The organism is Actinoplanes nipponensis, from assembly GCF_016862275.1.
In the GTDB taxonomy this organism is placed as follows: domain Bacteria; phylum Actinomycetota; class Actinomycetes; order Mycobacteriales; family Micromonosporaceae; genus Actinoplanes; species Actinoplanes nipponensis.
The window spans coordinates 234,517-247,028 of sequence record NZ_BOMQ01000008.1 but is presented as its reverse complement, the minus strand read 5'-3'; the positions used below and the strand labels follow the sequence as shown (position 1 = coordinate 247,028).

Here is a 12,512-nt window from a genome sequence, read left to right as displayed (position 1 = left end):
TCCGGATGCGTGACGGACTTCGGTAATCACCCGGATGAGGCCGGAGCGCGATGTTCGACGATGTCCACCTTGTCGAAGGTAGGCGGGACGGCGAAGAGATGGCCGTAGGTCTTCGATAACACCGGGCCACCGGCGGCCAGCAGAGCATCACGGTCATCCTCATTTGCGAAGACGGCGAAGGCCGCATACGTCGAGGGCCCAAGCCGAGCCGCGTACCACCCGGTTGACGCGGGTTGGCTTTCCACGATGACGCGGCCCTCCGCGAAGAAGCGGCTGACCTCCTCCTCGTGGCCGGCAACGAATTCGAACTTCGCCAACACTCCCACCATGATGCGACCCTCCGTTTCGCCACGGTCTCTCAGCTCGACGCTAGCGGGCGAACAGGCCACGGTGGGTCCCTGTGGGTCCTGAACACTCACGTGGCCGTTGTCGGCACGGTCGAGCATCACCGCCTGACCGCTCGGTAGTCAGCGCGCACGCTCGGCGGCAGATCCGTACAGCTGACTCTGAATGTTCCTGCGGAAACTGAGGCTTGCCGACGGGCGCCAAGCTCTCGGGCCACCGGCCTATCATCCCGTGATGGCTTCCAAGACCTTGCTGGCTCGCGGTGGGCTTACCTATGTCGATCGTCGTGACTTCACCCGGGGCGACTCACTGCGCGTCGTCAGGCGGATGCGTTGGCCGTCGGTATGCCTCTGGGTCGAGGACAGCAAGTTGACTCTTTCGTCGCGGGCCGGCTCCGACGTGCTGCAACACGCTGAGGTAACCGCATTGCCACACGGGCCGATCTTGGCCAGGCATTGGGCCTTTGCACTCGCGGTGTCCTTCGAGACCGCGGAACGTGATCAGGTTCTGCTTTTCTGGACTGCTCGTGCACGAGGAGTTCTTCGGGAACTGGCTCGGCGTGGTTGGGATGCCGATCCCCGCGCAGACGACTTCGTAACATAGTCGAAGACATCCGAGCGCACGCACATCCCAGCCGAGGATCTTGCGTGGCCGGCCGATGAGTTCGGCGGCTACTCCGGTCAGGTCCTCGGCGGTGTGCCGGCTGAGGTCGCTGCTCTTGGGGATGTACTGGCGGAGCAGGCAGTTGGTGTTCTCGTTGAGCCGCACTGCCACAGGCTTCGGGCCGGTCGCGATGCCGCAACGGCAGAGCGCGACAGATCTGCTCCGGGCTCGACCGCCGGCTTGGGCCGTGGGCGACCGGCCGCCGCACTCCGATGAGCTGCAAAGGGGTGGTAGTCGCCGGTCGCCGGGGCGCTTTGGAGGATCTCCCGGCTGATTGTGGACGCCGCCCGGCTCAGCAGCGCGGCGATGGCCCGGATTGTGCTGCCGGCCCTGAGGCGAGGGTCGTGATCACGTCTCGCTTGCTCGGGACCGGCGCCTGGTGGCTTACGCGGACGGCCGGGCTTGGGCACGGCAACTCCTGAACGGGCCAGGTGTTGCGACGACCGTTAGAACCGAAGCCGTCAGAATCAGTAGTGACTGCGACGGCCACGATCACGGCCGCGGCGGCCTGCCGGATGGCAGCGGCGAGCCCGGCGTGCAGGGACGTGGCGGTGTATGGGAGCCGGGTGGCGGCGGCCGTCGCGGAGACGGTGGTCATCAGGGCGGAGGCCACGCCGTACGCGGGGCCGCCGACCGACCAGCCCTCAGTCCACGGTGACGCGGGCAGCGGTCCTGTGCTCTCGCGCGGCGATCGCCGCGCGTAGATGCTCGCGGGAGTGATGGATCTGCGCCGGGAACGTCAGGAGGCCGTGGCCGCCGCCGACGCCGTCGCGGCGGAGTTCGAGCAGCGGTGTCGAGGCGGTGTTGAGGCCGGGCCGGGTGGTCACCGCGGCGCGGATCCCGAGGTCGCGCAGCAGTGCGGTGGTGCCGGCGTCGTAGTCCTGCGCGGTGCCGTTGGGGTAGGCGAACAGTTCGCAGGGCCGTCCGGTCAGGTCGCGGGTGGCGCGGATGCTGCGGTCGATCTCGCGGGCGGCCCGGTCGGCGTCGACCCGGGTGAGGATCGTGTGGGTGTCGGTGTGCGCGCCGAACTCGACGAGCCCGGAGCCGGCCAGCTCGCGGATCGCGGCGGACGAGAGCACCCGCCACGGGTCGCCCCGGCCCGGCGCGTGTGGCGCCAGCTGGGTCTCGATCGCCCCGACCTCCTGCTCGACGACGTCCGGGTGCAGCTGCTTGAGCCGGTGCTGGAGATCGGCCGAGGCGGCGCGGCGGGCGGACGGGCTGCCCAGGGCGTACCGGTGGCCCCGCCACCGGAGGGTCTCGCGGTCGGTCAGCGCGAGCGCCCGGACGATCCGGCAGAACCAGACGGTGCGGCCGGTGTCGACGAACCCGGTGTTCAGGAAGACGGTGGCGGGTACGCCGAACTCGCGCAGCACCGGCAGCCCGGCGTCGCGTACGCCCTGGAAGCCGTCGTCGAACGTGACCACCGCGACCGGGGTGGTCACCGCGCCCTCCTGCAGGCGGGTCACCGCCTCGGACAGCGCGAGCACCTCGAAGTAGGTCCGGAGGTACCGCATCTGCCAGCGGAAATGCGCCGCGGACAACAGGCACCAGTCGCCGAGTCCGACGGGACCGGAGCTCAGCGCGTGGTACATCAGGATGGTCACCCCGGGGCGGGTCCGGGAGCGTTCCAGCAGGCGCGGCAGGCAGCCGGCGGCCGCGGCGGCCCAGCGCTGCGCGTACGTCATCATCGCAGCACCTGTCCCGGCGCTGTCGCCGCCGGTGCGCGGCGGCCCCGGCCGAGGGTCCGGTTGAAGAGAACGGCCGCGGTGCCGCCGCCGATCAGGTACGCCACCGTCGAGGCGACCGCCGCGCCGACCGCGCCGAAGTGCGGGATCGCCGCCAGGTAGAGGATCACCGCCACGCCGAAGGCGCAGCCGCTCGCCGCCGACTCCAGCCATGGGCGGCCCCGCGCGGTCAGCGCGTTGCCCAGGATCTTCAGCGTCGCGATGCCGAGCGCCCCGGGGATCAGCAGCCGCAGCAGAGGTACGGATTCCCGGAACTCGGCCCCGAACACGCCGACGCAGAGCAGCGGCGCGGCCAGATAGAGCAGGACGCCCAGGGCGGCGGTGACGGCCAGCGACAACGCGCAGCCGCGCCCGGCCAGCCGGCCCGCTTCCTCGTCGCTCGACCGGGCGATGGTCGGTCGCAACGCCATGACGAGCGCCTGCGGCAGCAGGAAAAGCCCTTCGAACCAGGCCACGGCCACGCTGTAGATGCCGAGCTGGTGCGGGCCGGCGACCGCGCCGAGAATCCAGCTGTCGATCCGGTACGTGACGCTGTTGGTCAGCCCCGCGCCGTGGGCCCGGATCGCGAACCGCAGGAGGCGCTGGACCAGCACGCGGTCGGGCAGCCGGATCGAGCCGAGGCGCCGGACCAGATAGGCCCCCAGCACCAGCGCCGACAGCAGTTGCGCGACGGCCCAGACGAACACCGCGTTGCGGGAGGTCAGCAACCCCAGCGCGGCGAGGGTGGCGTTGGCGGCGACGCCCAGTGCGGTGGCCACGAGGGCGACATTCGCCACCCCCACCGCGTGTGCTGCCCGGACCAGGTACGAGAGGTACATCTGCAGGATCAGCACCGGGATCGACGCCAGCGCGGCTGCGAACGCCGGCCCGTCCACGTCCAGACGCAGGAACGGCACATAGTGCACGGCGAGGTACGCGGTCGCGGCGCCGGGGAGGCCGAGGACCAGCGCCAGGACGACGGCGCCGCCCGCCAGCTGGGGCCTCTCCTCCGGCCGGGTGGAGGCGCGGTTGGCCATGGCTTCGTGGGCGCTCAGGGTGAAGCAGAACGCGATGAGCCACGCGACCGCGGTGAGGAACGCGACGTCGCCGCGCCCGTCCGGCCCGAGCGAGCGGGCGATGACCAGGACGTTGGCGAGGCCGAGGACGGCGACGGCCACCTGGGCGCCGTACGTGGTGACGGCCGCCCAGCCGAGCGCCGGTCGCGCGCCCGGCCGGACCGCCTCAACGGGCCGGCTCACGCGCCACCTCGTTCGGTCGGGGCGCCGCCGTCGCGGTCCGGGCGTGCGCGACGGCCAGCAGGACCGGGCCGAGGGCGAACAGGACCCAGAACTCGTACGCGCGGCCCATCGAGATGAACATCGCCGAACCGGCGAACGCGGCGACCGCCACGACCACGACACGGCTCAGGTCGGCCAGCCGGGCCTGGCCGAGGCGGTCGTACGTCCGGGCCGCCCGCAGGCAGCACCACACGCACCCGCCCACGATGATCAGGAACAGGGCCAGTCCGATCGCGCCGGTCTCGGTCCACAGCTGCAGGTACGTGTTGTGCACGACCCGCCGGTCCTCGGCCAGGGCCCGCGCGTCCAGGACCGGTCCGATGTCCAGCGCGAGCGCCGCCTCCCGGCTCGGGAAGTTGCCCAGCCCGATCCCGGCGGCGGGATGGCCGCTCGCCAGCCGCGTCGCCGCCCGCCACAGGTCGCTGCGCCCGGAGCCGCCGTCGTCGAACTCCGTCACCCGCAGCCAGAACTGCGGGAACAGCGCGAACCACAACGCGCCGGAGGCGAGGACCGCGAGCGCCGGGATCAGGACCACCCGCGCCTTGTGCCGGAACACCACCAGCGCCACGACGCCGGCCAGAACCACGGCGAGCAACCCGCCGCGCGAGCCCGTACCGGCGGTGGCCGCGCCCAGCAACGGCAGCGTGAGCACCAGCAGTACGCGACCGGTCCGCGAGCGCACCACCCGCAGCAGCCCGAACACCAGGATCATCCCCGCGATCAGCCGGGACGCCAGGTAGTTGGGATCCCCGGCCGCCCCGGCCAGTCGGTCGTCGAGCGTGTTCGAGGCGCCGAGCTGGCCGCCGCTCTGGAAGGAGAGCAGCGCCGAAGCCGCGGCGACGGCCGCGCCGGCGACCCACGCGACGAGGACGAGGAGCATGTCCGCGGCCCGGGTGACTCCGGTCAGCACGATCATGAACACTTCGATCGCGAGCATCCAGCGCCATTCCTCGTCGATCGCCGCCGGTGGGTCCTGCGCCCAGGCGAGCGTGACGACGAGCCAGACCGCGAACGCCGGGACGGCGAGAAGCCACGGACGGAACCGGCCCAGCCCGGCCAGCACGGCCCGGCGCCGGGCCAGGACGTCGGCCACCCAGACCAGGCTGCAGACGACGAACCCGGCCATCAGCAGCGCCTTGCCGCGGGGGTCGCCGGCGACGAAGAACGACGGCACCCACAGCGCGACGCCCCACGCGAACCGGTGCAGCGTGATCGCCACGAAGCTCGCGGCGGCCAGGGCGCCGACGGTCCACAGCGGCTGACAGGCGAAGGCCGCGCCGGCGAGGACGCCCAGGACGACGATTCCGGCGTACGCGCCGCCGCGCCGCATCACTCCCATTGCGCGTCGCTGCCCGCCCGGCTGCGGATCGCGTCCCAGGCCATGGCGAGGACGACGCCGAGCACGACGCCGAACAGGAACGCCAGGAACACGGTCAGCGGTGGTGCGATGCCGGCCCGGCTGGTGGCCATCGACGCGGTCGGGGCGAGCGAGACGGTCGGATCGCCGGTGGCCGCCAGCAGGTCGAGCCGGGCCAGTGCGGCCTTCTGCGCGTCGCTCGCCCCGCCGGCCGCGATCATCGATCTCTTGAGCGACTGGGCGATCAGCCCCGCCTGCGCCTTGACGTCGGCGTTACGCAGGTCGAGCGCGCTGCGGGCGAAGGTCCTGGCGAGCAGTTCCGCGGCGTCGGGCGTGCCCGCCACCGCCGTGACGTTGACGATGTAGCTCTGCCCGCGCGGCGTCACCGTGACCGCCTTCTCCACCGCCTCCGGTGTGTACGGGTCCCCCAGCCCCTCCGCCGTGCGGACGGCCACGTCCTGGGTGTTCAGCAGAGCGACCGCCGTCTGCACCGCGCGCGTCGGCTCCGACCCGCCGATCAGCCGCAGCCCGTCCAGGGAGGCGTCCGGCTCCGCCGGCGTGACCAGGATCTGCACCGATGACTGGTACTTGGCCGGGGCGATCAGCACGTACGCGACGCTGCCGGCCACGCAGGCCAGCACGACCAGGACGATCAGTTTCCAGCGCCGGGCCACGATGGTGAGCACCGAGCGCCGGGCGGCGGATCGGATCTCCCCGGCCGGCAGCCGGTCGAGGATGATCGGCCCGTCGGCGGAGCGTTGCGTGGGGACGACCCGGGACCATCCGCTGTAGATCGCCGAACCGCCGACGGCGTGGCCGTTGGTCGGGTACGGGCCCGGCATGGTGTCGCCGGCCGGGAGGGACTGGACGTCCCGGTCGGCGCTGTCGGGCGATGGGGCCGGCATGGTCACCGGCGCCTGGTCTGTGCGGGAACGGGTGTACCGGCAGGGGACGGCCGGCGCTGGTGGGGCAGCGGCCGCAACGGGTGGGTGGCCACCGTGGTCAGGGCACGCACCGGCGGCCCGAACTTGAGGCACCCCCAGAGGAAGCCGAAACCCCAGCTCAGGTGCATCGTGCCGAACACGGCCGGCAGGGCCGCCACGTCGCGGGGCGCCAACTCCCCGGCCTTGCTCAGGCTCACCGCGGCGGTGGTCAGCGCGTAGACGCCGATGGTCGTGCGCGCCGCGGTGCGCACGCGGCGGGGGCCGGCCGCGGCGGCGAGGACCGTGCCGGCCAGGGCCGGCGCGAGGACGTGGGAGCGGCGCAGGCTGTCCGGGTGCAGGCGGGCGGTCTGGACGCGGGAGCGGCCGTACGCCCAGTACTGCCTGGCCAGCTCGCGCAGGTTGTTCCGGGGCGCGTACTCGGCGGCCATGCCGGGCAGGCAGACGATCCGGCCGCCCCGTTCGCGGATCGTGGCGGCCAGCTCGCCGTCCTCGCCCGGGGCCACCTCTTCGTTCCAGCCGCCCGCCTCGACGAGCGTGGAGCGGCGCCAGACCCCGACGAAGCCCGAGTCGACCTCGACCTCGCCGTCGACGGGTGTGCGGAACCGGGCCTCCCCCACGCCGAGTTTCGTGGTCAGGGCGGCGGCGATCCGGCGCGACCACGGCCCCGAGCCGCGGGCCAGCTGCGGCCCGCTGACCGAGGCCACGTCGCCCCGGGAGATCCGCGCGATGCCGAGGCTCAGGTAGTCGCGCGGGTAGACGCTGTGCGCGTCCACCCGGACGATGTATTCGCCGGCCGTCGCGGCCAGGCCGATGTTCAGCGCGGCCGGTGCGATCCGCCGGGGATTGTCGAGGACGCGGATGCGCGGGTCCTCGGCGGCCAGCCCGGCCAGGATGTCACGGGTGCCGTCGGTCGACCCGCCGTCGATGAAGACGAATTCGACGGGGCCGCGGTAGTCCTGATCCTGCAGGCTCCGGACCGCCTGGCGGATGCATCTGCGTTCGTTCAGCACCGGAATCAGCACGGTGACGGTGGTCCTGGCGTCGTCCGCGGGCACGGGGTTCGCCTCCTCGATCGATCGGCGCGGTGAAGGGCGCGGGGCGCGTGCACCTGTCGCCAGGAACTCGGCGACGCGGGTGCTCTCGTGTTCCAGCGTGCGGTCGGCGAAACGTTCGGTGGCGTTGGACGCGATCGTCTGCCGCAGCGCCGGGAGATCACTGACCCGCTCGATCGCCTCGACCAGCGCGCCGCAGTCGCTGGGCGGCACGAGCACCGCGCACCGGCCCTGGTCCATGGCGTCGCCGACCCCACCGACCCGGGTCGCGACGATCGGCACGCCCAGCGCGGCCGCCTCGAGCAGCACCTGGGGCACCCCTTCGGTGAGGGCGACGTGGACGAAGATGTCGGCTGCGGCGTACCGCTCGAGCAGCGCGGGGCCGAACGGCAGGAAACCCGCGAAGCTGACGGCGTGCGCCAGCCCGGCGGCGTCGACGCGCTGCCGGGTCTGCGCCTCGAGGGGGCCGGTGCCGATCCAGTCCAGGCGGAACCGCCCGGGATGACGGCGCTCCAGGGCGGCCATCGCCTCGACCAGCAGACCCGGGTTCTTGTCGACGGCGAGGCGGCCGACCGTGATGAGGCGTACGGAGTCCAGCGGCCCGGCGCCGGTCGTGCGCCGCTGGCTGCCCCGCACCAGGGGGACCACCATGTCGAGGACGCCGGGGCGCGGTGCGCCGTAGCGGCGGGCGACGACGGAACCCACGGCGGTGACCCGCCACCGCCGGCCCAGCAGCCGGTAGCCGCCCTCCAGCCCGGAGAGCAGGGCCCGCAGGGGCACCTGCCCCGGAGTCAGGCGGGCCTTGAAGTACTCGCCGGTCTCCTGGCGTACGCCGAGCACGACGGTGCGCCCGCGGGCGGTGGCGAGCAGGCCGCCGACCACGCCGAACGGGTGCGGGCCCATGGCCCACAGGACATCGACGTCGCGCAGGCCGCGCCACATGGTCCGGGCGGTCGGGGCGGTCACCCGCAGGACGCGGCCGACGTCGCGGAGGCTGTCGTACGCGGGCAGCCCGCACAGCCGCACCTGCTCGCTCGCCGGCACCGCGACCAGCCCGCCGGCGTCCGCGGCCTGCCGGCCGAAGACGGTGAGCGCGCCGAACCGCTCGGCCACGGCGCAGACGAACAGCAGAAAGCTGTACGCGTCGGGATGCACGTGGAGGGCGCCGGCGGCGACCGCGGGATCCCGGTGGAAAGGGGCATCGACGAAGACGCCCAATCGCATTCCGGGTCGCATCGCGTGCCTCCTGCTCCGCTGACAGGTACGGGCCGGCCTTCCAGCACATTCGCATGGCGGCGACCGGCTCGAACAGTTGCATATGTCATGTCAGACCAGAACGGTTCTCACATTCACCGTGGTCCCTGGGAGGTACGAATCTCTTTCGCGAATCGCATGACAATCGACACTATTTTCGGCCTTCCCGCCGCGCGCATGCTCCACAAGGCAGCACCCCCGTCATCTGCCCGGCCGAGGGTCGGGTCCGGCGCGGAGAAGGGATCGACATCATGCCCAGACCCGCGGCCGTCCGATGATCGATATCGACGCGTCGGTCCCCGCCCTGCTGGTCCGGATCGGCCGTTATCCGATCCACGCCGGCAGCCTGGGCGTCGCCCGTACGCTCGGATCGCTCGGCGTCCCGGTGTACGCGCTCGTCGAGGGCCGGTTCACCCCGCTCGCCCGGTCGCGCCAGCTGGCCGGCGCCTTCTCCTGGCGCGGCGACGAACCGGACGACCTCGTGGAGCAGGTGTGCGCGATCGCCGGCACGCTGGGCCGCCGCGCCGTCGCCGTGGCCACCGACGACGACGCCGCCATCCTGCTGGCCGAGAACGCCGACCGGTTGGCCCCGCACCTGTTGCTGCCGCCGGTCGCGCCGGACCTGCCGCGGCGGCTGGCCAGCAAGCGCGACCTGTACGAGCTGTGCCTCGCGCACGAGGTGCCCACACCCCTCACCCTCTGCCCCGCCTCCGCCGCCGACCTCGAGGCGTGCGGCGACGAGCTGGGCTATCCGCTGGTCGCCAAGAACGCGCTGGCCGCCACCGGGAAGACGGCAGTGCGGGGCACCACGGTCGTGCGGGACCGGCGGGAGCTGCGCGCGCGGTTCGCCGGCCTGCCGGACTTCTCGGCGCTGTTGCTGCAGGAGCACATCCCGTTCGAGGGTGACAACGACTGGTTCGTGCACGCCTACTGCGACACCGGCGCACAGCCGGCGGTCACGTTCGTGGGTCGTAAGGCGTACGCCTGGCCCCCGGCCCGCGGGATCACCGCCGACGCGCGGTCGGCCGACAACGCCGAGCTGCGCGAGCTGTCCGCCGGGTTCTTCAAGGCGCTGCACTACAGCGGCGTGAACGACCTCGACTGGCGGTACGACCGCCGCGACCGCCGCTACAAGCTGGTCGACTTCAACCCGCGGGTGGGCGCGCAGTTCCGCTTCGGCGTGACGACGGCCGGCGTGGACGTCGTCCGGGCCCTGCATCTGGATCTGACCGGGCGGCCGGCTCCGGCCGGGGATCAGGACCACCGCCGGCGGCTGGTCGTCGAGAACGTGTACCCGGCCGCCCGGCTCGGGCACCGCAGGGCGGGCCTGCCGGCCCCGGCGGCGGCGCCGGCCGGAAGCCGTACGGCCGGGGCGTGGCGCGAGGGCAGCGCCGGTGACCCGGTGCCCCTGGTCGTGATGATCGCGACCGTGGCGTGGCGGGCCGCACGCGGCCTCGTGCACGCGCTCATCCACCGCAGCCGGGCGGAGCGCACGGCGACGAGTACCCCCTGGGACGCGAGGCAACTGGAGGACCAATGAGCCGAGACGACCGCCCCGCCGTGGTGATCGGAGCAGGGCCGTACGGCCTGTCGATCGCCGCCCACCTGCGGGCGCGAGGCGTGCCGACCCGGGTGTTCGGCGACCCGATGGCCACGTGGCGCGACAACATGCCGACCGGGATGTTCCTCAAGTCCGCCCCGTCGGCGTCCAGCCTGTCGGCGCCGGTCGAGGGGCACACGCTGGCCGACTACTGCCGCGGGCACGGCATCGCGGTGCTCGGCACGCACGAGCCGGTCCCGGTCGACCTGTTCATCCGCTACGGTCAGTGGTTCCAGGAACGGCTGGTCCCCGAGGTGGAACGGGCCCACGTCATGCGGCTGGCCCGGGCCGGGGTCGGCTTCGAGATCACCCTCGACACCGGCGAGACCCTGCGGTCCTCGTCCGTCGTCGTGGCGAGCGGGCTGACCGCGTACGCGCACACCCCGCCGGCGATCGCCGCGCTGGCTCCGGACGGTCCGTCGATCAAGGGGCCGGTGTCGCACAGCTCGCAGCACGCCGACCTGTCCCGGCTGCGCGGCTCGCGGGTGGTCGTGATCGGCGCCGGACAGTCGGCGCTGGAGACTGCCGCCCTGCTGCACGAGGCCGATGCCGAGGTCGAGGTCGTCGCCCGGCGTACGGTCGTCTTCGCCGACCCGCCCGCGCGCACCGACGGTCCGGAGAGGTTCTCGTTCCGCAGCCCGCCCTCGCCGCTGGGGGCGGGCTGGAAACTCGTGGCCGCGCACCGGCTGCCCGCGCCGTTCCGGTATCTGCCGACGTCGACGCGGCTGACCGTCGTGAAGCGGATCCTCGGGCCGAGCGGCGGCTGGTGGCTGCGGGACCGTTTCGCCGACCGGGTGCCGGTGCGGTACGGCGCCGTCGCCTCCGCCGCCCTGAACGACGACACGGTGGAGCTGACCGTCACCGGCCCGGATGCCACCAGGACGGTAGTCACCGCCGACCACGTCATCGCCGCGACCGGCTACCGGGTGGACGTCGAGCGCATCGACTTCCTGGACGCGGGCCTACGGGCCGGCATACGCCGCTTCGCCGGATGGCCACGGCTCGGACCGCATTTCGAGTCGTCCGTGCCGGGTCTGTACTTCGCGGGCCTGAGCAGTGCCGGCACCTTCGGGCCGCTGCAGCGGTTCGTGTGCGGCACCCCCTTTGCGGCCGGGCGGATCAGCCGGTCGGTGGCGGCCCGGGAGGCGTCATGACGAAGCGGGTGATCGCCAGAGGTCTCGTCGCGGCCACTGCGGTGATGACCGCCGTGTCCTCCTCGCCGTCGAGCTCGGCGGCGCCCGCCGGCGCGGTGGCCGCACGCCGGGCGCCCACCGCGACCGTGACCTGCGGGCTGGGAACTTTCCGGGCGGGCCACTGGCCCGACGCCTGCTGGCGGCCGTACGCCGACTCCAGCCCGTTCAACCGCCCGGTGCCGGACGAGCCCCGCATCGCGGCCGGCTCGGCGGCGATCGTCGGCCGGGTGCTGGACACGGGTCCGGTCGCCGGGTTCGTCGCCGGGGTCGCCGACACGACCTCCGACTGGTATCACCCGCTCTACTGGTCGCAGCGGACCGACCCGGTCTACGTCGTCCATTGCACCGAGTCGTGGGGCCGTTGCCCGGTCGAGGACATGCCGGTCCGCATTCCCGCGGCGGCCCGCCCGACCGGCGGCTCCGACGGCCACCTCGCCGTGGTCAGCCAGTACTCCGGATGGGAGTACGACTTCTGGCAGGTCCGGAGCAAGCCGGCCGGCGGTGGTGTGCTCACCGTCAGCTGGGGTGGGCGTACGCCGATCACCGGCGACGGCCTGCACGCCGGCGCCACCGCGAGCGACTTCGGCCTGGCCGCCGGGGTGATCCGGGCCGCCGAGCTGGAGGCCGGCACCATCGATCACGCCCTGTCGGTCATCGTCGACTGCACCTCGGACGCGTACGTCTACCCGGCGGACAAGACCCCGCAGGTCTGCGCCGACCCGGAGAACGCCCCGGCGAACGGGCAGCACCTGTGGCTGGACATGACCAGCGCTGAGATCGAGGCGCTGGAGGCGCCGGACTGGAAGAAGACGATCCTGCGGGCGATGAGCACGTACGGCGCCTACGTCGAGGACACCGGCGACAACGTGGGCATCGCCTTCCAGATCGAGTCGGGCAGCACCTTCACCAGTTTCGGCGTGACCGATCCGATGGTCGACTTCGCGGGCCGGCAGACCGAGGATGTGACCCGCGAGGGCGACACCTGGGTCTTCGACATGGCGAGCGACGTGGACTGGGCCGGCCGCCTGCGGGTCGTCGACCCGTGCGTGGCGGCCGGGGACTGTTCCTCCTCCTGCGGCTGA

Annotated in this window: 9 protein-coding genes and 1 pseudogene; 3 read left to right on the top strand and 7 right to left on the bottom strand. The window is 72.9% G+C overall.

Going from position 1 to position 12,512, the window contains the following annotated elements:
- Positions 1 to 26 precede the first annotated feature (26 nt).
- From Ani05nite_RS02415 to Ani05nite_RS02385, 7 genes and pseudogenes are all read right to left on the bottom strand, one after another.
- A complete protein-coding gene (locus tag Ani05nite_RS02415) occupies positions 27 to 320 on the bottom strand; it encodes an antibiotic biosynthesis monooxygenase (RefSeq protein WP_203763936.1) in 294 nt (97 codons plus the stop codon).
- Positions 321 to 975: 655 nt separating this feature from the next.
- Positions 976 to 1,104: pseudogene (locus tag Ani05nite_RS02410) on the bottom strand (IS30 family transposase); the annotation flags it as partial.
- 548 nt (positions 1,105 to 1,652) lie between these two features.
- Entirely contained in the window at positions 1,653 to 2,696 is a 1,044-nt protein-coding gene (locus Ani05nite_RS02405) for a polysaccharide deacetylase family protein (protein WP_203763933.1), read from the bottom strand.
- On the bottom strand, positions 2,693 to 3,991 hold the full coding sequence (locus Ani05nite_RS02400) for an oligosaccharide flippase family protein (protein ID WP_203763930.1): 1,299 nt from the start codon (positions 3,989 to 3,991) through the stop codon (positions 2,693 to 2,695). The genes Ani05nite_RS02405 and Ani05nite_RS02400 overlap by 4 nt, the downstream gene beginning before the upstream one ends.
- Positions 3,975 to 5,369 carry an O-antigen ligase family protein gene (locus tag Ani05nite_RS02395; protein ID WP_203763927.1) on the bottom strand — a complete coding sequence of 465 codons (1,395 nt, stop codon included), beginning with the start codon at positions 5,367 to 5,369 and terminating at the stop codon, positions 3,975 to 3,977. Before Ani05nite_RS02395 ends, Ani05nite_RS02400 begins: the two co-directional genes overlap by 17 nt.
- Positions 5,360 to 6,292 carry a Wzz/FepE/Etk N-terminal domain-containing protein gene (locus Ani05nite_RS02390; protein ID WP_203763924.1) on the bottom strand — a complete coding sequence of 311 codons (933 nt, stop codon included), beginning with the start codon at positions 6,290 to 6,292 and terminating at the stop codon, positions 5,360 to 5,362. Before Ani05nite_RS02390 ends, Ani05nite_RS02395 begins: the two co-directional genes overlap by 10 nt.
- Positions 6,293 to 6,294: 2 nt before the next feature.
- Entirely contained in the window at positions 6,295 to 8,619 is a 2,325-nt protein-coding gene (locus Ani05nite_RS02385) for a glycosyltransferase (protein ID WP_203763921.1), read from the bottom strand.
- A 292-nt stretch (positions 8,620 to 8,911) separates the two neighbouring features.
- Between Ani05nite_RS02385 and Ani05nite_RS02380 the strand changes: the two genes are divergently transcribed.
- Genes Ani05nite_RS02380 through Ani05nite_RS02370 form a run of 3 tightly spaced genes read left to right on the top strand, consistent with a single transcriptional unit; the run spans position 8,912 to position 12,512 of the window.
- On the top strand, positions 8,912 to 10,177 hold the full coding sequence (locus tag Ani05nite_RS02380; RefSeq protein WP_203763918.1) for a carboxylate--amine ligase: 1,266 nt from the start codon (positions 8,912 to 8,914) through the stop codon (positions 10,175 to 10,177).
- Positions 10,174 to 11,391, top strand: coding sequence for an NAD(P)-binding domain-containing protein (locus Ani05nite_RS02375; RefSeq protein ID WP_203763915.1), 1,218 nt, complete (start codon positions 10,174 to 10,176; stop codon positions 11,389 to 11,391). Before Ani05nite_RS02380 ends, Ani05nite_RS02375 begins: the two co-directional genes overlap by 4 nt.
- Positions 11,388 to 12,512 carry a hypothetical protein gene (locus Ani05nite_RS02370; RefSeq protein WP_203763912.1) on the top strand — a complete coding sequence of 375 codons (1,125 nt, stop codon included), beginning with the start codon at positions 11,388 to 11,390 and terminating at the stop codon, positions 12,510 to 12,512. The genes Ani05nite_RS02375 and Ani05nite_RS02370 overlap by 4 nt, the downstream gene beginning before the upstream one ends.

Excerpts from the sequence above, each read along its gene's own strand:
- Ani05nite_RS02370 (WP_203763912.1), top strand. The coding sequence starts at position 11,388 with ATGACGAAGCGGGTGATCGCCAGAGGTCTCGTCGCGGCCACTGCGGTG.
- Ani05nite_RS02375 (WP_203763915.1), top strand. The coding sequence starts at position 10,174 with ATGAGCCGAGACGACCGCCCCGCCGTGGTGATCGGAGCAGGGCCGTAC.
- Ani05nite_RS02380 (WP_203763918.1), top strand. The coding sequence starts at position 8,912 with ATGATCGATATCGACGCGTCGGTCCCCGCCCTGCTGGTCCGGATCGGC.
- Ani05nite_RS02390 (WP_203763924.1), bottom strand. The coding sequence starts at position 6,292 with ATGCCGGCCCCATCGCCCGACAGCGCCGACCGGGACGTCCAGTCCCTC.
- Ani05nite_RS02405 (WP_203763933.1), bottom strand. The coding sequence starts at position 2,696 with ATGATGACGTACGCGCAGCGCTGGGCCGCCGCGGCCGCCGGCTGCCTG.
- Ani05nite_RS02385 (WP_203763921.1), bottom strand. The coding sequence starts at position 8,619 with ATGCGACCCGGAATGCGATTGGGCGTCTTCGTCGATGCCCCTTTCCAC.
- Ani05nite_RS02395 (WP_203763927.1), bottom strand. The coding sequence starts at position 5,369 with ATGGGAGTGATGCGGCGCGGCGGCGCGTACGCCGGAATCGTCGTCCTG.